Here is a 20022-nt window from a genome sequence, read left to right as displayed (position 1 = left end):
CCTCAGGCGGCCAGCCGGGCACTGCGGCGGGCCCGGACCAGAGCCAGTCCACCGAGGACCACCGCGGCCAAGCCGACCACCAGGGCCACGTAGGCCCCGCCGAGCCCGTTACCCGTACCGACGCCGCCGTCGGCGGTGGCCACCACCAGCCCACCGAGCGCCATCCCGACCAGCCCCGCCGCCAGGGCGAAGGCGGCCCCACCGCTCCCGGAGCTGGTGCCGACCCGACTGGTGGGACGGGCCAGGGCCAGTCCACCGACGACCGCGCCCACGAGCCCCAGCAGGGCGCCCACGCTCGCACCGATCCGCCCGGAGCTCATTGTGAGAACGGTGGCGGCGGCCGGCTGGACCGAGGCGCGGGCGACCAGCTCGATCCCGGCGGGCGGGGCGGCTACGGCGGCGACAAGCAGGTGACGGACGGACATCACGGTTCCCTTCGACGGTGTGACAGCTACCGGTGGCAGCGTAGGTAGCGCGCCGCAGCCGAGTCGTCATGCCGGAGTTGCCGACCAACCCACAACCGGGGAGGTACGCGACCGGGGCGGCGTACCGTCCCAGTCGTCTCTCCGGGCATCCGACGTAGACCTGGCACCCCAGGGCCGGCCCGCTGGACGACTCGGCCGGCAGATGGCCGTCAACCGCTGACGTGCCCGGCCGTGGCCAGGAGGAACGCCTGGTCGTCCCGCTCGGTGCTCCCGGCCCGCCGCACCAGGCGGCACTCCTCCCGCAGGCCGGCGGCCTCGATCTCGGCGGCGACCTGGTCTGCCGTGTATCGGTGCCGCGTCAGGTGGACCTCTAGGCCAAAGCGGCGGCGGTAGGGGCCGGACATGTCTCGTGCACCTTCGCCGGCCTGGAAGCCGACGAGCAGATGGCCCGTGGGCCGGAGCACCCGGGCCGCCTCGGCGAAGACGCGCGCCTGCCCGGCGGGGGGTGTGTGGATGGTGGAGTACCACAGCAGGACACCGGCGAACTGGGCGTCCGGGAAGGGCAGGGCGGTCAACGAGCCGACGGCGAACATCAGGTCGGGGTGGTCGCGTCGTGCTCGGACGATCATGCCCGGCGACAGGTCCACGCCGTGTACCAGACACCCACGATCGGTGAGGTACCTGCTCATCCGGCCGGTGCCGCATCCGGCGTCGAGGACCGCGCTGTCGCCGCTGGCCGTCACCGCCTCAGCGAACGCGTCGACCATGGCGAGGTCGAGTGCGGCTTCGGCGCGGGTGTCCGGCAGGCAGGTGGCGTAGTCCGCGGCGACGGTGTCGTAGGCGCGTCGCACACCGCGCAGGTCGAGCGGATCGGAGGGCGAGGAAGTCACGGCCGCATCATCGCAACCGGCGAAGCCGCCCGTCGGTCTGGTGGCAGGGGATCGAGCGCCGCGCTGGCGGCAGTGGTGGCACTACCCGTGCCAGGCGTCGATGGCTCGCACGCCGTCCCGCACGACCCGGTCCACGACTGCGGGATTGCCGCTGGAGCCCTCCCACCCCTGGTCGTTGAAGACCGTCACCACCGTGTCGACGCGGGCCACCGCGATCTGGCTGGACCCGTTGCCGCCCGTGTGTTCTCCGTTCAGGTTCGTGTTGGGCCACGTCCGGGTCAGCAGCAGCGCCTCGTCACCGATGCCGGGCAGAGCCTCGGTCTTGACGGTCGCCCGGTTTCCGAATTGCTGGTAGGAGGGACACGCCTTCAGGTCGGTGCGCAGCCGGGCCAGGTAGTCCGTGGCCCCGGTGCCGGCGAAGGTGAAGATGGTCTGGTGGACCATCCCCTGGGGCGTGTACGAGGGACCGTCGTCGGCCCCCTTGTAGGTGACTGTCATCGCCGCGGCGGCGGTGACCTGGCGGCCCCCGGTGCCGAACTCGTTGGCGCAGAGCTTCGGCAGGGCCTGCTCGACCGGCACCGTTCGACGCGGAGACTTCCGCAGCTCGGGCGGCAGCTCGACGAACGCCGACGTCGGGATGGTCACCGGGCCGCTCGCGCTGGTGCTCGGCGACGGCTGGCCGGTCGGGTCCGCTGCCGCCGCTGTGGATGTCGGTGCCGCACCCGACGGGGTCGAGCCGGGCGGGTCCGCGGCGGTGGTGGTGCAGGCGGTGGCAAGTGTCATGGTGCCCACCAGCGGGATCAGCGCGAGCACGCGTCGCGTACGGGTGGACGGTGGCGGTGTGTGTCGGCTCATGATCATCCTTCGTCGATGTCGGGGCAGTTCCCGGTGGCGTACCGTCCCAAACGACGATTCGCGGCGTCGGACGCTCGCCCGAGCGGTGGTAATCGGGATGTCGACACACCCGCCGACCCGCCAGGTTGCCCGCGTGACCAGCGTGATCGCCAGGTGCACCGGAGCGTGGTGTGACGTCCAGGTCGGTGCGCGGCGACGCCAGCGATCCGTCGCGCCTGCGCTGAGCTGTCTCCCGCGACTATTCGGCCCCGGACGTGGCGAAGGAGATGCACGTCGGGCATCTTCGCTCCACTGTCGTCGGCGACGCGGCGGTGCGGCTGCTGGACTGGCTGGGGCACCGGTGGCGCGGGGCAACCACCTGGGTGACTGGGGGACACCGTTCGGCATGCTGATCGAGCACCTGGCCGACCTCGGTGAGGCCGGTGCGGCGCACGAGTTGTGCATAGGTTCCCTGGACGGCTTCTACCGGGCGGCGGCCCGGACGCTGCGGCAGGGGCTGCACCTGCTCGGCATCCGAACCCCGGAGCGGATGTGCCGGGTCAGCGGACCTTCTTCGTCGCCCGCTTCCGGGGCGGCGTCAACAGGTCGGCGATCTGGGCGATGGCGGTGGGCACCAGGCGGTAGTAGGCCCACACCCCCCGCTTGTCGCGTTCGAGGAGGCCGGCCTCGGTGAGGATCCGCAGGTGATGACTCACTGTCGGCTGGGACAGGTTGAGCGCCCCGGTGAGGTCGCTGACGGACGCCTCACCTTCCGGCGCGGACTGGATCAGACTGAGCAGACGCAGTCGTGCTGGATCGGCGAAGGCCTTCAGCACCCCCGCGAGCCGTTCGGCATCGGCCCGCTTGATTGGATCGCCGGTGAGCGGCGAGATCGCAGGCATGGCAGTTTTCGCAGTTCCCACGCCCACTATGGTTACACCAACACCATCAATAAGCAGGTAGAACCGGCATCAATACTCCAATGGCGTCCGTACGGCCACCCGCGACGGCTGAACGTGAGTCGAACGCCGACGACCGTGGGGACGTACCGGCCGTGTGGGGCTCCGCCGCGCCCCACACGGCCGTACGTCGACGGACACGCCGTCGGGTCAGCCGCGACCGAGGGTCAGCGGCGGGGTTTGGGTGCGACGCGCGGCAGGACGTACGGCGGTCCAGCGAAGATCAGGTCCGACTTCAGCTCCTGGTACGCCCGCTTGGGCTGGTAGTTCTCGTCGTAGATGGTGGCCAGGCCCTCCGGCGGGTCGTCGAACCAGCCGGGCACCCAGGAGTACTTGTCGCTGAACCCCCAGACCGTGTACGACAGGCAGCTCCGCACGGCCAGGCACGCCTTCATCAGCACGCTGAAGTTGGCCGCCGACGCCTGGAGCCGAGGGTTGATCTCCTCCGCGTTGCCGGCCTGGACGCCTGCCGTCATCTGGCTGCGGACGTCGACCTCGGTGAAGGCGGTGGCGACGCCGAGCCCGCCGAACTTCTTCAACGCGGCGGTCACCTGGAGGGTGTCGAAGTTGCCGTACTGGGTGCCCAGGTGCCCCTGGGAGCCGACGCCGTCGATCGGCACACCCTGCGCGCGCAGGCCCTTGGTCATCTCGTAGACGAACTGGGTCTTGTCGTCCGCCGCGTTGCCGGAACCGAACGCCTCGATGTTGTAGTCGTTGTAGAACAGCAGGGCCTTGGGGTCGGCGGCCCGCGCCCAGCGGAACGCGTCGGCGATGTAGCCCGGCCCGAGGTTCTCCGCCCAGAAGCCCTTGTAGTGCAGGGTCGACGGGGTGTCCCAGGGGTCGCTCACCGCCTCGTTGACCACGTCCCACTGCCAGATCTTGCCCTTGTACCTGTTGACGACGGTGGTGATGTGCTTGCGCAGCAGCTCGCGCAGCTCCGCCTTGCTGATGGAGCCGTCGGCGACACCGCTGGTCAGCCAGCCGGGCAGTTGGTTGTGCCAGACCAGCACGTGGCCGCGTACGCTCTGCCGGTTGCGCTTGGCGAACTCGATGAGCTGGTCGGCCCCGGCCCAGTTGTAGGTGCCGCGGGTGGGCTCCAGCACCTCCCACTTCATCACGTTCTCGGCGGTCACCGAGGTGAACTCCGTGGCGGCCAGCGCGCGGTACTGCGGGTCACCGGCGTCGTTGAGCGCATCCATGTTGACCGCGGTGCCGACGTGGAGGCCGTGGCGCAGGCCGAGGGCGCCGAGGCTCTGCGCGGTGGGGTCGTACGGCCGACTCGCGGTGGCGGGCACCGTGTTCAGCGCCGCGACGGTGAGGACGGCGACCACGCCGACGGTGGTCCACTGTCTCAGCTTCATCTGCGTTCCCTTCCGTTTTCATAGACATTTATCGATCTTGAAGCGCAGGGTGCGGTGCGGACGGGTTGAGCAGGGGGCCGGTGCCGCGCGCCCGAGCTGGGGCTGATGGTGAGCGGTGGTGCCGTGCCGACCGGAAACTGGAAACTCGCTCGAAACGTTAAGGTGGTCGATGTCGGGACGTCAACCGTCAATACTTCCGGAAATTGGTCACATGAGCTGCGGAGCCTCAACCGGCTCGCTGTCGAAAGTTTCGGATGACGGCGGTGCGGTGCGTGGGTGCGGAGGGGCCCGAGACGGGTGAACGTGAAGCGGTCACCGCACGGCGGGGGCAGGGCGGCTGCTGCTGACCGCGGAGCGGTGGGGCGATCACCGGCCGCATCAACCGGCCGTGACCACCTCGCCAGCCACCGGGCTACCTGTCGTAGGGACGGGTGACCCGGTGTGGTGCCTCGCGGACGACCCAGCTGGCCGCGTGATTCCCCATCATGAGCTCCGCGAGGAACGACGCGAGGGTCTCATCCACATTGGTCAGCGCAGACCGGCGAAGAGGTCGTCCTCGGGGGTCGCCGCGCCGGTCCGGTCCCGGACCCGCACGAAGGTCTCCACCCCCATCAGCTCGGTGAACCGCTCCCGGCCCAGTTGCAGGAAGAAGATGTTCTCGGTCTGACTGGCGTGGGTGGCCAGCGCGTCGAACTTCTGCGCGCCGTAGCTGCTCGTGTCCACCCAGGTGCTGATCTCGTCGTCGGGCAGGCCGAGCTGCGGCATCGGCTCCGCCGCCGGGTCCGGCGCGTCCCACTCGACGCCGAGCTCCCGCATGATCTGGCCGAACTGCTCGAACGCGGCGCGCGGCACGGTGGTCCAGTAGACCTTGGCCGGGCTGTCGGTCATCTCGACGGCGGCCATGGTGATCCGGTGTGCCTGGATGTGGTCCGGGTGGCCGTAGAAGCCGTTCTCGTCGTACGTGACGATCACGTCTGGCTGGTACTGCCGGATCAGCTCGGCGAGGCGGCCCGCCGCCTCCGCCACCGGCGTCGTCCAGAACGCGCCGGGCTGGTCGTTTGTCGGCCAGCCCATCATCCCCGAGTCGGCGTAACCGAGGGTCTCCAGGTGGCTGACCTTCAGCACCGCGCAGCTGGCCTCCAGCTCGGCCTGGCGCATCGCCACGACAGCTGCCGGATCGTGCCCCGGGTCGCCCGGTTTCACCCCGCCAGGGCCGTCGCCGCACCGCCCGTCGGTGCAGGTCACCAGGACCGTCGTGACGCCCTCCGCGGCGTAGCGGGCCAGCACGCCACCGGTGCTCGTCGCCTCGTCGTCGGGGTGGGCGTGCACCGCCATCAGGGTCAGGGGTCGCTCAGCCATGCCACCACCCTACGGTCACCCCCCGACGGTCCCACGACCTCCACCGGCAACGAGGCAGTCCCGGTCACCCGAGCACCCGGTCCGGTCCGGGTGCGCACCCCGGCCCGGTGGCGGCGAACCCGGCGAAATGCCAGGTCAACGGCTTGTGTACGGCGGGCATCCTACCCAGATCGGCATCTCGGCTGCGGTCCTTGCGCATAGCGTCGTCGGGCCGGTGACCGGCCCCTACGTTGATCAGGACGGCAGGTCAGAGCAGCTCAGGACGCGGGGGAGAGGTCGATCGCGGTGGCCGGTGCGGGGACGTTCGGCGAGGTGAGACAGGTCGACGCCGGGGTGCTGAACGTGGGCTACGTGGACGCCGGGCCGCCCGACGGTCCCGCCGTGATCCTCCTGCACGGCTGGCCGTACGACATCCACAGCTTCGTCGACGTCGTGCCGCTGCTCACCGACGCCGGGCATCGGGTCGTCGTGCCGTACCTGCGGGGCTACGGCACGACCCGGTTCCGCTCCGACGACACCATGCGCAACGGCGAACCGGCAGCCATGGGGCTCGACCTCATCGCCCTGATGGACGCCCTGAAGATCGACTCAGCGAAGCTGGCCGGGTTCGACTGGGGTGCGCGGACGGCCGACGTGGTGGCCGCGCTGTGGCCCGAGCGCTGCCGAGGGCTGGTGTCGGTGAGCGGTTACCTGATCGACGGCCAGGCCTCGGGCAGGGTGCCGCTGCCACCGAAGGCGGAGCTGGCCTGGTGGTACCAGTACTACTTCGCCACCGAACGCGGCCGGGAGGGCTACGACAGGAACCGGCGCGACTTCGCCAGACTGATCTGGCGGACCGCGTCGCCGAAGTGGTCGTTCGACGATGCCACCTTCGACCGCAGCGCCTCCGCGTTCGACAACCCGGACCACGTGGACATCGTGATCCACAACTACCGGTGGCGGCTGGCCCTCGCCGCTGGCGAGTCACAGTATGACGAGGTGGAGCAGCGGCTGGCCGCGAAACCGGAGATCACCGTGCCCAGCATCTCCCTGGAGGGGGACGCCAACGGCGCACCGCACCTGGAGCCTGGCGTCTATGGCAAGCAGTTCACCGGGCAGTACGAACACCGGACCGTCGGCGGCGGGGTCGGGCACAACCTGCCGCAGGAGGCCCCGCAGGCGTTCGCGGACGCGGTGATGGACGTCTGAACCGGATCACCGCCCGCGCCGATTCGGTCGCTGGGGCTCCGGACGTTCTACCCGCACCGGATCGCCACGGACCAGGTCGTCGTGCACCCGCCACCGGGCCGTGCTGACCGCACGCCGCGCCGCCTCGTCGCCCTGCTCGACGCGTTGCCGCAGCAACTGCAGGGCGACAGCGCGGTTGAGGCTGAACTGCCGCTCCTCGTCCACCACGACGACGAGGCCGGACGGACGGTGCGTCGCGCGGACCGCCGTGCTTGCCTTGTTCCGGTGCTGACCACCCGGACCGCCGGTACGGCAGCCGACGATGTCGACGTCGGCCTCGGCGAACGGCGTCGGCGTGGCGTCGGGCTGCGGCGGTTGCGCGGTGACGTACCAGTTCTTCCGGCCCGTGCTCGTCCGGTACGGACTCGGGGCCTGCCAGCACAGCGTTCCGGTCCAGGAGGCGGCGAACGCGTCGGCGTCCGCGCCGGTGATCCGGATGAGCGCCGAACGGTAGGTGCCGGGTCGATCACCGGGCACCAGCTGAACCTGTTCGATCGTCAGAGCTCGGCGGGTGCCAGCTTCGGTCAGCCGACGCAGTAGCTGGGCGAGTGCCCAGGCGCACTCCCGCGGACCACGGCCGGCGGACAGCAGCAGGAGCACGCCCATCACCGGCCCCGTCCGCCGTGCTGGCCCCGCCGTTGCGTCCGGGACGCGGAGCCGGGATCGGGCGTCTTGTAGGTGACCAGCGGAGTCGTCCTGACCACCGGGGTGGCCAGCCGGTGCTCGACCAGGTCGGCGATCACCTGCTCGATGCGCTTGTACGCCGTGGGCGCCTCCTCGAACAGCAGTTGGCGGTCGCCGCACACCACAAGCGAGCCCACCGGCGTGCGCCGTAGCTCCTCGACGGTGTGCTTGGCCCGGCCCCGCCGCAGGGCGTCGGCGCGCGACATCTTGCGGCCGGCGCCGTGCGCCACCGAATGGTTGGCCTCCGCGCCGGCGTGGGCGGCCACCAGGAAGGAGGCAGTGCCCCGGGTGCCGGCGACGAGGACGTCGCGGCCATCGCCCGGCGCCGCGCCCTTGCGGTGCAGGTAGACCCCGTCGCGAAGCTCGACCAGGTTGTGGCACTGATCGACGATCGGTGCGGTGGGCTCCGCCCCCAACGCGTCCGCGACCCGGGCCGCCAGCAGCCGGCGGTTGAGCGAACCCCAGCGCACGGCGGCGTCGTGCATGCTCAGGTAGGCGCCGGGATCGGGAGCGGCACCGGCGCCGTGCAGCTCGGTGTGTGCCCGCAGGATCCGTTCGCCCAGACCACGGGAACCGCTGTGCACGATGAGCACGAGATCGCCGGCGTCGAGCCCGAGACGACTCGCGTGGCCGGTGTCGAGGACGGTGTCGACGCGCGCCAGTTCGACGAAGTGGTTGCCGCGGCCGACCGTCCCGAGACCGTCCAGGTGACCGGCCGGGACGTCACCCTGGAGGACCGCCCAGACCGGGTCGTCGGCGTCCTGTTCCGGATCCAACGCGCGGTCGAGGTCGGGGAACCGGGCGGCGAGGCGCTCCGGCACGGCCCGCTTGAGCCTGATCGGGAACACAGCGATGCCGCAACCGATGTCGGAGCCCACCAGGAACGGGTACAGCACTGTCGACGCCATGGCCGCACCGATGGGTGCGCCCTTGCCGGGGTGCAGGTCCGGCATCGCCGCGACGTGGATCATGCCGTCGAGGGCGGCAACCTGCTGGCACTGGTCGAGCGCGGCGGACTCGATCCAGCTCGCGGGTGAGGCGAACACCGAGACGGTGGCCGGGGTGGACGGGGGCAGGGACTCCCGAGGGGAGTGGTGCTGGAGCAAGGGAGACTCACTTCTCACTGACGCGGGAACGGGCGACGGCACGCCCACCGGGAGGTGTCACCGGGGGCGGAGGCGTGGGTGGTTCCGTCAGTACGTCATGGACGACACTCTCCTGCGGCCCGTCCCGTACGGCAAACCATTTTCCGTCGCGCGTACGCTGCCGCGATGACCGCACCGCGCCGCATCCTGGTCTACGGGGTGCACGGCTCGGGCAAGTCCACTCTCGCCGAGCGCTTGGCCGAGCGCCTCGGATTGCCGTGGTATCCGGTGGACGACCTGCTGTGGCTGCCGGGGTGGGTCGAGGTGCCGGTCGCCCAGCAGCGCGGCCGGATCGAGGAGATCTGCCGTCGGGACACCTGGATCCTCGACGGCGCGTACCACGGATGGCGGGACGTGCCGCTGGCCCGGGCCGACCTGGTGGTGGCCCTGGACTACCCGCGGTGGCGCTCGTTCTGGCGTTTGCTGCGTCGTACCCTGCGCCGCCTGGGCTCCGGCGAGGTGATCTGCAACGGAAACCGCGAATCACTTGGCAGTGTGCTGTCCGGGGACTCGATCCTCGTCTGGCACATCGCCGCGTTCGGCCGGGAACGGCGGCGAATGCGGACCTGGCAGGCCGACCCGGCCGGGCCGCCGGTGCTGCTGTTCAGGAGCCCGGCGGGCCTGGATGACTGGGTGGCGGGCCTGCCGACCCGGTGACGCCGGTCGGGGTGCGGATCCACTCGGGCGCGCCGCGGAGCGCACGGCATTGGGCACCCGAAAGGACTGCACAGGAAGTCTGCCGATGTACCGGCACGGAAGCCGATCACCGCTCTCCTGCACTGCTGCGCGCGGGCCGTCGAGGTCGGTGAACAGACGTTTGACTTCGCGCCGGCCGCCGGCGAGCTGGGCAGCGCGCGGTTTGCGCAGACCTATGTCGTGCGGCCGGCTACAGGTTCTGCTCTACCTCTCGCACGAACGAGAGGACGAGCCATGCGGAAGCTGGGCCTGACCGACTGACCCGGTGCGTGCGGTACCGGGCCCGTTGGCCCGGCACACCGTCGGCCCACTCCCCGCGGGGAAGTGGGCCGACGGTGTCGCGCGTGGTCAGTGCCGAGGGTGCCCGGCGGGCAGGTCACCGGCCGGGCCTCCGATCAGGACTCCCCGGTGCGACGCCTGGCGAGGAAGAACGCGAACGCGCCAAGCACGATCAGTGCACTTCCGATGCCCGTCATGGCCGGGACCGCGCCACTGCCGGTCACCGGCAGGACGGGGAACCTTCCGCCGCCGCCCGGGCTGCCGGGTGCGCCGGGGCTACCGGGTGCACCGGGTGCGCCGGGTGCGCCGGGGCTGCCGGGTGCACCCGGGCTGCCGGGTGCGCCGGGTGCGCCGGGTGCGCCGGGGCTGCCAGGTGCACCGGGTGCGCCGGGGCTGCCGGGTGCGCCGGGTGCGCCAGGGCTGCCGGGCGGGCCGGACGGTCCGGGCGGACCGGTGGGCCCGGGCGGGCCGGACGGCCCGGGCGGACCGGTGGGCCCGGCGCAGAGCGGCGCTGTGATGACGTTGGTGTCGAGGGTGACGGCGGCGGTACGTGCCAGTGCACGGCCCTGGAGGGTCGCGCCCGTAGCCATCGTGATCGCCGCTTGGGCCATGACGGTGCCCACGAAGGTGGTACCCGTACCGATTGTCGCTGAGCTGCCGATCTTCCAGAACACGTTGCAGGCCGAAGCGCCGTTGATCAGGACGACACTGCTGTTCGACGCCGTCGTCAGCGCGGAGTCGACCTGGAAGATGAACACGGCCGCGGGATCGCCCTGGCCGTTGAGCGTCAACGCCCCGGTCAGCTGCGCGGCCCCGATCCGGTAGACACCAGCATTGAGGGTGTTGCCGCCGAGTTCCGCGGGCAGGTTGGTGAATGGTGTCCGTCCGGCGGCGTCGTTGAAGGCGATCGTCAGGTCACTCTGGGCCTGGAGAGCGACCGCGTCGCCGAGGTGGACCTCACCGCCGATGGTTGCCGTGTCGAAGCCCGCCGCGGTGTTTCCAGGGAATCGCCCAAGGCTTTGACCCAGGAAGCTCGGGCCGGTGTTGGTCGGCTCGGCTCCGGCAAGGACGGAGAAGTTGCCGGCTGTCCCCAGGTTCACAGGTGCATCCGCGGCGCTGGCCGGCGTGGAGCCGAGCAGCAGGAAGCTCGCGACGACGGCGGCCGCTGCGGATGCCGCGAGCGCGGGTAGCAGCCGTTGGCGAAGGCGATGATGATTGGGTTTTGCTGTCACAGAACACCCTCCGTGGGTATTACCTCGCAGGAGAGCTTGGTGAGCCACACGCTGCGTGAAAGGCCTGGATGGCACTGACAAAGTGCGCTCATCACCACATCACGTAACGGTCGCGTATGCCCACAAAACGGGATATTAAGGTACGCCGGACGAGCCAATAACCATTCGCGTTCATGTTGTCCGCAGCCCGTAACCGGCTGGCCGGACCCTGCGGCCGACATCGCGAAAGGCGGCCGACATCGCGAAGCGCGGTCGACATTCGCGAAAGGCGAGCTGCTATCGATCGAGCGCCGTTATGGACGGCAGCCCGGCTTCAGTTCTCAGGGCTGGTGTGCCGCAGCGGGCCGGATCGCCCGGCCGTGTACGCAGGGTGCGGACGGGCTGTTGCTGGTGGCCGGGAAGCGGAACCGACGCAGCTCCTCGATCACGAACCCTTCGGCGCTGATGGCGGCGACGGTGTCGCGGTTGGTGTGGCAGCCGCCGAACAGCTTGGGCCACAGTGTCGCGTCGAGCAGACGTTGGGCTCGGTGCAGGCGGCTGTGCTGCTCGGCGGCGACGTGTTCGAAGAAGCGCAGTTGGCCGCCGGGGCGCAGCACCCGGCTCACCTCCGCGAGCGCGCTCGCCTGATCCGGCACTGTGCACAGCACCAGCGCGACGACAGCAGCGTCGAACTCGCCGTCGCCCGCGGGCAGGGCGTCGGCCAGACCGTCGACGACGGTGACCGGTACCGGCGCGTCCGGTGCCGCCCGCTCGGCGGCGGCGCGCAGTCGACGTTCCGGCTCGACCGCGAGGACCTCGGTCACCCCGGGTGGATAGTGGGCGAACAGCAGGCCGTTGCCCGCCCCGATCTCGATCACCCGGCCGGACAGCCCGGCGACCAGGTCCCGGCGGAACTCCGCGGTGCCGGCACGGTCCATGGCGACGCTGAGCTTCTCGTACACCCGGGCGAAGACCGGATGGGACACCGCAGTCATGTCGACCTCCAGATCTCGTCGGACCGTATCTCCGGCGATTGTCCTACATCGGCGCACGCTTTCCGTCTTACTGGTTGTCAGCACGGTGCAACCCAGCGCAGACAGGACGTGTTCGACCATGAAGATCGTCGTCATCGGCGGCAGTGGCCTCATCGGCACCAAGCTCGTGGACAGTCTCGGTGCCCAGGGGCACGAGGCGGTGCCGGCGTCGCCGAAGACCGGCGTCAACACCCTTACCGGCGAGGGGGTGGCCGAGGTGCTCGCCGGTGCGGATGTCGTGGTCGACGTGTCGAATTCGCCGTCGTTCGAGGACGACGCCGTGCTGGAGTTCTTCGAGACGTCCACCCGCAATCTCCTCGCCGCCGCGGCGGCGGCCGGGGTCGGCCACTACGTGGTGCTCTCGATCGTGGGTTGCGACCGGATCCCGGACAGCGGGTACATGCGGGCGAAGGTCGCCCAGGAGAAACTGGTCGTCGCGGCCGGGATCCCGTACTCCGTCGTGCACGCCACGCAGTTCTTCGAATTTCTCCAGGGGATCATCGACGCCGCCACGGATGGCGACACCGTGCACCTCGCGCCGGTCCTCATCCAGCCGATGGCAGCGGACGACGTCGCGGCCGGGGTGGCCGAGGTAGTGGTCGGTGCTCCCACGAACGCGGTGGTCGAGATCGCTGGCCCGGAGCAGTTCCGCCTCGACGAACTGGGCCGATCCATCCTCGCGTCCCAGCAGGATCCCCGCTCGGTGGTGGCCGACCCGGGCGCCCGCTATTTCGGTGCCACGCTCGGCGAACGCTCGTTGGTCCCCGGCGACGGCGCCCGCATCGCCGGCACGCGCCTCGACGACTGGCGTGCCCGGGCGACCCGCCCCGGGTGACCCGGCCCGCTATTCGGGTGGTTCCGCCTGCCCCTCGAGGCGCCGCACCAACTCCCGCACCACCTCGGTGAACGCCTCGTCCGCCTCGTCCGGCCAGTGTCCGTGGATGGGAGGGGGGACGCTGTCGCTGGGCGGGGTCACCACGTCGCGGGGATCGCGTTGTCGACGGTCCACCGCCGCTGCCGGGTCGCTGCTCGGCGCCGTCCGGGGTGACCGGTGGGCGGAGAAGACCCAGCCGCCGATCGGGTCGGTGTCGCGCCACAGGTTCACCCAGCGCCAACCGACCCGGTGGCCGATGTCCCGCAGTACCGCGTCGTCGATGTAGGCGGGGAAGAGCCGCGCGTAGAGGCGACGCAGCGGTGAACCGTGGGTGAGTAGGGCGACCCGGCTGCCGACCTCCGGAGGCAGTTGGAGCACCGCTGCGGCGAGCAGCACCGAACCGTGGCTGTGCCCGGTGAGCAGCACGGCGTTGCCGCTCTCGACGAGGTACGTGATCCGGCGGGTCAGCTCCGGTACGGCGCGTTCGGCGTAGCAGGGCGGTGCGAAGGGGTGGGCGGCCCGGGGCCAGAACGTGCCGAGGTCCCAGAGCACCCCGACGTGCCGGCGGAACGGGATGGTCCGGTAGGCGAAGATGCTGCCGATGATCAGGCCGAGGATGATCGCGGCGATCAGCCAACTGCCGAACGCGATGGCGAAGGTGACCGCGTCCGCCGGCAACCCGGCGTTTCGCTCCACGACGTCGCCCGGGAACTGTCCCAGCAGGCCGATGGTGGTGGTGGCCGTGGCCAGTCCGGCGAGGCAGCCGAAGAGCACCGCGAGCGGCACCAGTTTCTCGGTGAACCGAGCGCGGGCAATCGCGTCGCGGACCTGCCGCAGTCGGTTCCTGGCCTCCGCCGGGGCGTTCGGGTAGTCGTGGGCGACGATCGTCGCGGCGTCGCGACGCCGCTTGCGGCGGGAGATCACCGCGACCAGGCCGGCGACGACCACCGTGATCAGGATCGCGCGGAGGAAACCGAAGATCACCCAGGTGTACGCGCGGGGTGGGCCGGCGGCGATGCCCGCACCGGTCGGCACATCCCGGTCGAGGAAGTCCGCGGCCCGGTAGACCGCCTCGGCGGAGTACGCCACCGCCACGCTGATCCCGGCGGCCGCGATCGCGAGCCCGCCCAGCCCGAACAGTGGCGTCGCACCCCGCCGGTCCCGCAGCCGCAGCAGCACCACACCCAGGATGGCCAGCACTGTCGTCTGCGTGACGAACAGGCCGGCCAGGGTCGTGTCGTAGCCGGGCAGCTCGCGGCGTCCGTCCCACGGCTGCGGGCTGGCCAGCACGTGGGCCACCACGAGCACGGTCAGGACGATGGCGGTGGACCGCAGCGCGTGGGTGATGCCGTCGAGTCGCCGATCGGTGGCGGCCTGGTCGATCAGCGGGGGAGTGCAGAGCGATCCCACGCAGGCGGCCAGGACCAGCACGGTGGCCACCGTCAACGCGACGCCGATGGCGGTGGCACCGGTGGCGACCCGGGCCAGCAGCAGGGTGAGGTCGAGCGTCGCGAACGCGGCGGCGACGTGGATCGAGCGCAGCCGCCCGACGAGCGGCTCGGCGTCCCACTGACCGACAGCGCCGAGCCGGTGCCCGGCTACCCGCTCGGGTGCGCGAAACGCCTCGAACGTCCGACCCGGGCGGCTGCTGATTCGCCAGATCAGGCCGATCGCGGCGGCCGGGACCAGCGCGAGCACCGCCAGTCGCAGCCCGACCGGCCGCCCGCTCAACCAGGACAGCCAGCTGCGTCCGGCGAGGCAGTTCGCCGAGTTCAGACACTTCCAGCCGACGAGGTCCAGGGCGACGCCGGCGATGGCGAGCACGTAGAGCACGGTGAGCGTGAGCGCCAGCACCCGGCACAGCGACCTGACAGTCGCCTCCGAACCGGAGTTCGCGGGACGCATCCAGATCGCCACGTTGACGAGCATGAAGGGCAGCAGGAAGACCAGCCCCAGGGCGCGGGCCACGGTCCCGGAGGGCAGGTCACCCCAGCGGTACGCCTCAAGCGTCACCCCGTGCGCGCCGGTGGCGTCCGTACACCGGGGGCGCGGCCGGTAGAAGCCTCCGCTGCGGTCACCCGCCACCTGTGCGGTCTGCCGCAGGCCCAGCACCTCTTCGGCGTTCGCGCCGGAGACTCCGTGCACCCGCAGCTCCACGATGCCGCAGGTGCTGTGTGGCCCGCTCAACCGCGCTGATCCATCCGAATGTCCCCCGAGGCGTCTCGGCAGCCCCATGGCACACGTTCGACCCGGGGCCAGCCCTGCCAGCACCGCGCCGGGGTCGGCACCCGGACGGGCGGCAGAGCGCGGTCTACCCGAACCGGGCGGCCTCAATCGCGTCGCCGCTCACCGCAGGCTCCGCTGGGGTGTCGACGCACCGGAGTGGGGGATTGGGCGGGCGCTGGCGGGGTAGGTGCCGCCATGGTCGCAGCCGGTCGGCACGGAGCGGACGGCCGCGCTCCGATGGTGGCCCGGCTTTCGGCGCGTGCGGTGCGCACGCTGCGCGACCGGTTACGTCGGGTCCGGGCCATCGGCGGTCTCGCCCTGCAGGCCGGCCTGGCCGCGGCGCTCGCATGGTTTGTGGCGCACGAACTGCTCCACGTGTCGCAGCCGGTCTTCGCTCCGATCTCCGCGGTCTCGACTCTCGCCGCGTCCGTCGGCCAGCGGCTCCGCCGGACCGTCGAGCTGATCATCGGGGTCACCGTCGGGGTGCTGATCGGTGACCTGCTGCTGCTGGTGATCGGCACCGGGTGGTGGCAGCTCGCCCTGATCGTCGTGCTCGCGATCGTTGTCGCGTTGTTCCTCGTGGGCAGTGCGGCGGTGGTCGTCCAGGCCGGGGCGACGGCCGTGCTGATCGCCACGCTCAGTCCGTCCGTGCGTGATCTGGAGATCCCTCGGTTCGTGGACGCGCTGATCGGGGGCGGCATGGCGCTGCTGGTCACCACGGTGCTGCTGCCGCTGAACCCGCTGCGGGTGCTCAACCGGGCCGCGCGGCCGGCGTTGGATCTGCTCGTCACCCAACTCGACGCGACCGCCGGCGCGCTGGCCGAGCGGGACGCTGATCGGGCCCGCACCGCCCGCGGCGAACTGCGCCAGAACAAGGGCCAGTTGCAGGCGTTCGTCGAGGCGACCCAGGGCGCCCGGGAGACCAGTGTCCTGTCGCCGCTGCATTGGCACGAACGGCGCGGTCCGGTGAGCCAGTACGCCCAGGCGGCGGAGCCGATCGACCGGGCGATGCGTAACAGCGGAACGTTGATCCGCCGGGCGGTGACGCTCATCGAGGACGGCGAACCGGTCCCGGACGCACTGCCGGGGGCGGTGGCCGATCTCGCCGAGGCCGTCCGACTGCTCAAGCGGCAGTTCGCCGCCGCGGTCGAGCCGAACCGGGCCCGCGAGCAGGCGCTGCGGGCGGTCCGGGCTGCCGGTCACGCCTACCGGGAGGGGGTTGGCTTCTCCGGGGCGGTCGTGGTGGCGCAGATCCGAACAACCGTCAGCGACCTGCTGGTGGCCACCGGACTGACCCAGGAGGAGGCGAATCACCTGGTCCGGGGCATGTTCGGCGACCTGGAAGCGGCCGAACTGCCGCAGCGGGACTGATTCTCGGCACCATCCTGAGCCAAGACTGTTGCATGCTGAGCCAAAGTGGTGCCATGATGGTGCCATGGAGCTGAGGTCGTACGTAGAGAACCTGCGAGACGAGTTCGCCGTGGCCGCGGAGGGGGTCGACCCCGAGGCCCGGCTGTTGGCAGAGCGACTCTTCACACAGTTGGAGGCGGCGACCCGTCTCACCCTGCTCGAAGCCCTGTCCGACGCCGCCGACGAGATCACCCGCGATCTCGCGCCGGGTTCGGTGCACGTCCGGTTGCGCGGGCGCGAGCCGGACTTCGTGGTGACGCCGGCCAGCCCGCCCGTCGACGAGGTGCGCGAGGTCAGCGGCCCGCCGACGCTCGCCGCGCCGGCCCCCGCACCGGAGGGGGAGGAGGGCGGCACCTCACGGATCAACCTCCGACTCCCCGACCACCTCAAGGCCAGCGTCGAGGAGGCCGCCGGGCGCGCCGGGCTCTCGGTGAACGCCTGGTTGGTGCGCGCCGTCGCCGGTGCGGTGAGCGCCGGCGAGACGCAGCATCGGCCGCCCCGGCGGGTGGAGCCGCGCTCCGGCCAGCACATCACCGGCTGGGCCCGCTGACTCTCCGTACCCCGCAGTTCTCGCGCCGCTGACCAGCGGCGACAGTCACCGACCACCTTCCGGGAGACCACCATGCCTGTTTTCGAAACGCCAGAACCCATCGCCGCGCGGGTCGAGCTGCCCGTGGGAGATGTCTGGATCAAAGCGACCGACCGCACCGACACGGTGGTGACGGTGCGGCCCCGCGACCCGTCGAGCAAGGCCGACGTGAGCACCGCGGACCAGACCACCGTCCAGTACGCGGGGGGACAACTACTGATCAGGGTGGCGAAGACGTGGCGCCGCTACGGCTTCGGTCCGGGGCCGTCGGTGGACGTGCTGATCGAGCTGCCGGCCGGGTCGCGGGTGCACGCCGAGTCGTCCTGGGCGGCGTTCCGCTGCGAGGGCCGGCTGGGCGAGTGCCGGATCAAGACCGGGAGCGGGATCCGGCTCGACGAGACCGGGCCGCTGGACATCGACAGCAGTCACGGCGAGGTGGCGGTGGAGCGGGTCGTCGGCTCGGCCCGGGTGAAGGCCTCGTCCGGCAAGGTACGCCTCGGTGCCGTCGACGGCTCCGCCGAGATCAAGAACTCCTCCGGTGACTGCTGGATCGGCCGCAGCGGCGGCGACGTCCGGGTCAACACCGCGTACGGCGACATCACCCTCGACGCGCCGCTGGCCTCGGTGACGGCCCGCACCGCCTACGGCAACGTCCGGCTGGGAGAGGTCGTCCGGGGGGCGATCGAGCTGAACACCTCGTACGGCGCCATCGAGGTCGGCGTCCGACGCGGGACCGCCGCCTGGCTCGACGTCAGTTCCAAACACGGCCGCGTGCACAACGCCCTGGAGACGACCGACGGTCCCGCGGAGACCGACGAGACGGTCGAGGTCCGGGCGAACACCTCCTACGGCGACATCATGATCCGCCGCGCCTGACCTGTTCGCACCGCGACCCGCAAAAGAGGAGACCATGACCAGCTCCACGAAGCCCGCAATCGTCGCCACCGGCCTGCGGAAGTCCTACGGTGACAAGGTAGTGCTGGACGGCATCGACCTGCTGATCACCGAGGGGACGATCTTCGCCCTGCTCGGCCCCAACGGCGCCGGCAAGACCACCACAGTGCAGATTCTCTCCACACTGATCAACGCCGACGGCGGTGCCGCCCGCGTCTTCGGCCACGACCTGACCCGAGCGCCCGACGCGGTACGCGGACTGATCGGCGTCACCGGCCAGTTCTCCGCCGTCGACAACCTGCTCACCGGTAGGGAGAACCTCAACCTGATGGCCGACCTGTGCCACCTGGACAGGGCTGCCGGTCGGCGACGGATCACCGAACTGCTCGACCAGTTCGACCTGACCGAGGCGGCCGGCAAGCCGGTGTCGACGTACTCGGGGGGCATGCGGCGGCGGCTCGACCTCGCGATGACCCTTGTCGGTGCGCCCCGCGTGATCTTCCTCGACGAGCCGACCACCGGCCTCGACCCGCGCAGTCGTCGGGCCATGTGGCACATCATCCGCGCGCTCGCCGCCGAGGGCGTCACCATCCTGCTCACCACCCAGTACTTGGAGGAGGCCGACCATCTCGCCGACCGCGTCGCGTTCCTCGACCATGGTCGGCTGATCGCCGAGGGCACCCCGCGCGAACTCAAGCGGCTCATTCCGGGTGGCCATGTGCTGTTGCAGTTCGCCGACCAGGACGGTCTCGACTCGGCGGCCCGTACGTTCGCCTCCGGCAGGCGCGATGACGCGGCGCTCACCCTCCAGGTGCCGAGCGACGGTGAGGTCGGGTCGCTGCGCTCGCTTCTCGACCACCTCGACAGCGCCTCGATAAGCGTGGCCGGGCTCTCCGTACACACCCCCGACCTCGATGACGTCTTCCTCACCCTCACCGGTCAACCGGACTCCCGGACCGGCCGACCCGACCAGGAAAGGGCCACCGCGCGATGAGCACCCTCTCTCTCGCCGTCCGCGATTCGAGCACCATGTTGCGGCGCAACCTGCTGCACATGCGGCGGTACCCGTCGATGACCTTCCTGCTCATCGGCATTCCGATCATCATCCTGCTGCTCTTCGTCTACGTCTTCGGCGGCACGCTCGGCGCCGGCCTCGGGCCGACCGGCGACCGCGCCCAGTACGCCAACTACGTCACCCCCGGCATCCTGCTCATCACTGTGGTCAGCGCGGCCCAGGGCACCGCCATCTCGGTGGCGATGGACATGACCGAGGGCATCATCGCCCGGTTCCGGACAATGGCGATCTTCCGACCGTCGGTGCTGACGGGTCACGTACTGGGCAGCCTGGTCCAGACCATGATCAGCCTCGCGGCCGTCACCGGTGTGGCGCTGCTCGTCGGATTCCGTCCCACCGCCAACCCGGTCGAGTGGCTCGCGGTGATCGGCGTCCTCGCCATGATCACCTTTGCGCTCACCTGGCTGTCGGTTGCGCTCGGCCTGGTCAGTGACAGTGTCGAGACGGCCAGCAACCTCCCCATGCCGCTGATTCTGCTGCCGTTCCTCGGCAGCGGATTCGTCCCCACCGACTCCATGCCGGCGCCGGTGCGGGTGTTCGCCGACTACCAGCCCTTCACGCCCGTCATGGAGACCCTGCGCGGCCTGCTCTTCGGCACTGGGATCGGCGCCAACGGAGTCATCGCGGTCATCTGGTGCGTCGTCATCAGCGTGGGTTGCTTCTGCTGGGCCAGGGCCCGGTACAACCGCGGTCGGGTCACCTGACCCCGGCACCGGCTCGACGTCCGCCATCGCGACGGACAGCCGGCGGGGGGGGGGGCCCCCCGCCGGCGCCCCCGCGGCGGGGGCGGGGGGCCGGCGGGGGGGGCGGGGGGGCGCCGCCACGGCGCCCGAGAGGGACTTTAAGTAAT

General features: G+C 71.0%; 19 protein-coding genes and 1 pseudogene. 9 read left to right on the top strand and 11 right to left on the bottom strand.

Translation table 11 applies throughout. The features are described from left to right. Positions 1-2: 2 nt before the first annotated feature. From AB0B85_RS07115 to AB0B85_RS07105, 3 genes are all read right to left on the bottom strand, one after another. Positions 3-425 (bottom strand): DUF6223 family protein, encoded by a 423-nt coding sequence (locus tag AB0B85_RS07115; RefSeq protein ID WP_357404463.1) that lies wholly within the window; start codon positions 423-425, stop codon positions 3-5. Positions 426-634: 209 nt separating this feature from the next. Then, entirely contained in the window at positions 635-1315 is a 681-nt protein-coding gene (locus tag AB0B85_RS07110) for a class I SAM-dependent methyltransferase (RefSeq protein WP_357404461.1), read from the bottom strand. An 81-nt stretch (positions 1316-1396) separates the two neighbouring features. After that, positions 1397-2170 (bottom strand): hypothetical protein, encoded by a 774-nt coding sequence (locus AB0B85_RS07105; protein ID WP_357404459.1) that lies wholly within the window; start codon positions 2168-2170, stop codon positions 1397-1399. A gap of 236 nt (positions 2171-2406) precedes the next feature. On the opposite strand from AB0B85_RS07105, the pseudogene argS reads away from it, so the two are divergent. Further along, positions 2407-2645, top strand: a pseudogene (gene argS, locus AB0B85_RS07100) (arginine--tRNA ligase); the annotation flags it as partial. Positions 2646-2709: 64 nt separating this feature from the next. Here argS and AB0B85_RS07095 read toward each other — a convergent pair. The 3 genes from AB0B85_RS07095 to AB0B85_RS07085 form a co-directional block, all read right to left on the bottom strand. Continuing rightward, positions 2710-3051 (bottom strand): metalloregulator ArsR/SmtB family transcription factor, encoded by a 342-nt coding sequence (locus AB0B85_RS07095; protein ID WP_357404457.1) that lies wholly within the window; start codon positions 3049-3051, stop codon positions 2710-2712. A 224-nt stretch (positions 3052-3275) separates the two neighbouring features. Then, entirely contained in the window at positions 3276-4469 is a 1194-nt protein-coding gene (locus AB0B85_RS07090) for an endo-1,4-beta-xylanase (RefSeq protein ID WP_357404455.1), read from the bottom strand. Positions 4470-4997: 528 nt separating this feature from the next. Beyond that, positions 4998-5828: a PIG-L family deacetylase gene (locus tag AB0B85_RS07085; RefSeq protein ID WP_357404453.1), complete on the bottom strand. Its 831-nt coding sequence runs from the start codon at positions 5826-5828 to the stop codon at positions 4998-5000. Between the two features lie 312 nt (positions 5829-6140). On the opposite strand from AB0B85_RS07085, the gene AB0B85_RS07080 reads away from it, so the two are divergent. After that, positions 6141-7016, top strand: coding sequence for an alpha/beta hydrolase (locus tag AB0B85_RS07080; RefSeq protein WP_357404451.1), 876 nt, complete (start codon positions 6141-6143; stop codon positions 7014-7016). A 6-nt stretch (positions 7017-7022) separates the two neighbouring features. Here AB0B85_RS07080 and prfH read toward each other — a convergent pair whose 3' ends face one another. Both prfH and AB0B85_RS07070 read right to left on the bottom strand, forming a co-directional pair. Next, a complete protein-coding gene (prfH, locus tag AB0B85_RS07075) occupies positions 7023-7661 on the bottom strand; it encodes a peptide chain release factor H (RefSeq protein ID WP_357404449.1) in 639 nt (212 codons plus the stop codon). Further along, positions 7661-8845, bottom strand: a complete 1185-nt coding sequence (locus AB0B85_RS07070) for an RNA ligase RtcB family protein (RefSeq protein WP_357404447.1) — start codon at positions 8843-8845, stop codon at positions 7661-7663. Before AB0B85_RS07070 ends, prfH begins: the two co-directional genes overlap by 1 nt. Positions 8846-9010: 165 nt before the next feature. Here AB0B85_RS07070 and AB0B85_RS07065 point away from each other — a divergent pair, with 165 nt between their 5' ends. Further along, positions 9011-9541 (top strand): AAA family ATPase, encoded by a 531-nt coding sequence (locus AB0B85_RS07065; protein ID WP_357404445.1) that lies wholly within the window; start codon positions 9011-9013, stop codon positions 9539-9541. Between the two features lie 434 nt (positions 9542-9975). Here the strand turns inward: AB0B85_RS07065 and AB0B85_RS07060 are convergent, their stop codons facing one another. Next, positions 9976-11091, bottom strand: a complete 1116-nt coding sequence (locus tag AB0B85_RS07060; RefSeq protein ID WP_357404443.1) for an ice-binding family protein — start codon at positions 11089-11091, stop codon at positions 9976-9978. Positions 11092-11411: 320 nt separating this feature from the next. After that, positions 11412-12065 (bottom strand): class I SAM-dependent methyltransferase, encoded by a 654-nt coding sequence (locus AB0B85_RS07055; protein ID WP_357404441.1) that lies wholly within the window; start codon positions 12063-12065, stop codon positions 11412-11414. 118 nt (positions 12066-12183) lie between these two features. Between AB0B85_RS07055 and AB0B85_RS07050 the strand changes: the two genes are divergently transcribed. After that, a complete protein-coding gene (locus AB0B85_RS07050) occupies positions 12184-12939 on the top strand; it encodes an SDR family oxidoreductase (RefSeq protein WP_357404439.1) in 756 nt (251 codons plus the stop codon). A 9-nt stretch (positions 12940-12948) separates the two neighbouring features. Here AB0B85_RS07050 and AB0B85_RS07045 read toward each other — a convergent pair whose 3' ends face one another. Beyond that, complete coding sequence (locus AB0B85_RS07045; protein ID WP_357404437.1) at positions 12949-15165, bottom strand: hypothetical protein; 2217 nt, start codon at positions 15163-15165, stop codon at positions 12949-12951. Between the two features lie 276 nt (positions 15166-15441). On the opposite strand from AB0B85_RS07045, the gene AB0B85_RS07040 reads away from it, so the two are divergent. From AB0B85_RS07040 to AB0B85_RS07020, 5 genes are all read left to right on the top strand, one after another. Beyond that, positions 15442-16575, top strand: a complete 1134-nt coding sequence (locus AB0B85_RS07040; RefSeq protein ID WP_357404538.1) for an FUSC family protein — start codon at positions 15442-15444, stop codon at positions 16573-16575. A 64-nt stretch (positions 16576-16639) separates the two neighbouring features. Then, on the top strand, positions 16640-17164 hold the full coding sequence (locus tag AB0B85_RS07035; protein ID WP_357404435.1) for a hypothetical protein: 525 nt from the start codon (positions 16640-16642) through the stop codon (positions 17162-17164). Between the two features lie 72 nt (positions 17165-17236). Next, entirely contained in the window at positions 17237-18079 is an 843-nt protein-coding gene (locus AB0B85_RS07030) for a DUF4097 family beta strand repeat-containing protein (RefSeq protein WP_357404433.1), read from the top strand. Between the two features lie 34 nt (positions 18080-18113). After that, the gene (locus AB0B85_RS07025; protein WP_357404431.1) at positions 18114-19091 is read left to right on the top strand and encodes an ATP-binding cassette domain-containing protein; all 978 of its coding nucleotides are present in this window, start codon (positions 18114-18116) and stop codon (positions 19089-19091) included. Beyond that, a complete protein-coding gene (locus tag AB0B85_RS07020; RefSeq protein WP_357404429.1) occupies positions 19088-19876 on the top strand; it encodes an ABC transporter permease in 789 nt (262 codons plus the stop codon). Before AB0B85_RS07025 ends, AB0B85_RS07020 begins: the two co-directional genes overlap by 4 nt. The last annotated feature ends 146 nt before the right edge of the window (positions 19877-20022 follow it).

It is taken from the genome of Micromonospora sp. NPDC049044, from assembly GCF_040649215.1.
Classification (GTDB): domain Bacteria; phylum Actinomycetota; class Actinomycetes; order Mycobacteriales; family Micromonosporaceae; genus Micromonospora.
This window is presented reverse-complemented; position numbering and strand designations above follow the sequence as displayed.

Bases quoted from the DNA above. Each gene is read 5' to 3' on its own strand.
- AB0B85_RS07115 (WP_357404463.1), bottom strand. From the start codon at position 425: ATGTCCGTCCGTCACCTGCTTGTCGCCGCCGTAGCCGCCCCGCCCGCC.
- AB0B85_RS07105 (WP_357404459.1), bottom strand. From the start codon at position 2,170: ATGAGCCGACACACACCGCCACCGTCCACCCGTACGCGACGCGTGCTC.
- AB0B85_RS07095 (WP_357404457.1), bottom strand. From the start codon at position 3,051: ATGCCTGCGATCTCGCCGCTCACCGGCGATCCAATCAAGCGGGCCGAT.
- AB0B85_RS07090 (WP_357404455.1), bottom strand. From the start codon at position 4,469: ATGAAGCTGAGACAGTGGACCACCGTCGGCGTGGTCGCCGTCCTCACC.
- AB0B85_RS07085 (WP_357404453.1), bottom strand. From the start codon at position 5,828: ATGGCTGAGCGACCCCTGACCCTGATGGCGGTGCACGCCCACCCCGAC.
- prfH (WP_357404449.1), bottom strand. From the start codon at position 7,661: ATGGGCGTGCTCCTGCTGCTGTCCGCCGGCCGTGGTCCGCGGGAGTGC.
- AB0B85_RS07065 (WP_357404445.1), top strand. From the start codon at position 9,011: ATGACCGCACCGCGCCGCATCCTGGTCTACGGGGTGCACGGCTCGGGC.
- AB0B85_RS07055 (WP_357404441.1), bottom strand. From the start codon at position 12,065: ATGACTGCGGTGTCCCATCCGGTCTTCGCCCGGGTGTACGAGAAGCTC.
- AB0B85_RS07050 (WP_357404439.1), top strand. From the start codon at position 12,184: ATGAAGATCGTCGTCATCGGCGGCAGTGGCCTCATCGGCACCAAGCTC.
- AB0B85_RS07040 (WP_357404538.1), top strand. From the start codon at position 15,442: ATGGTGGCCCGGCTTTCGGCGCGTGCGGTGCGCACGCTGCGCGACCGG.
- AB0B85_RS07035 (WP_357404435.1), top strand. From the start codon at position 16,640: ATGGAGCTGAGGTCGTACGTAGAGAACCTGCGAGACGAGTTCGCCGTG.
- AB0B85_RS07030 (WP_357404433.1), top strand. From the start codon at position 17,237: ATGCCTGTTTTCGAAACGCCAGAACCCATCGCCGCGCGGGTCGAGCTG.
- AB0B85_RS07025 (WP_357404431.1), top strand. From the start codon at position 18,114: ATGACCAGCTCCACGAAGCCCGCAATCGTCGCCACCGGCCTGCGGAAG.
- AB0B85_RS07020 (WP_357404429.1), top strand. From the start codon at position 19,088: ATGAGCACCCTCTCTCTCGCCGTCCGCGATTCGAGCACCATGTTGCGG.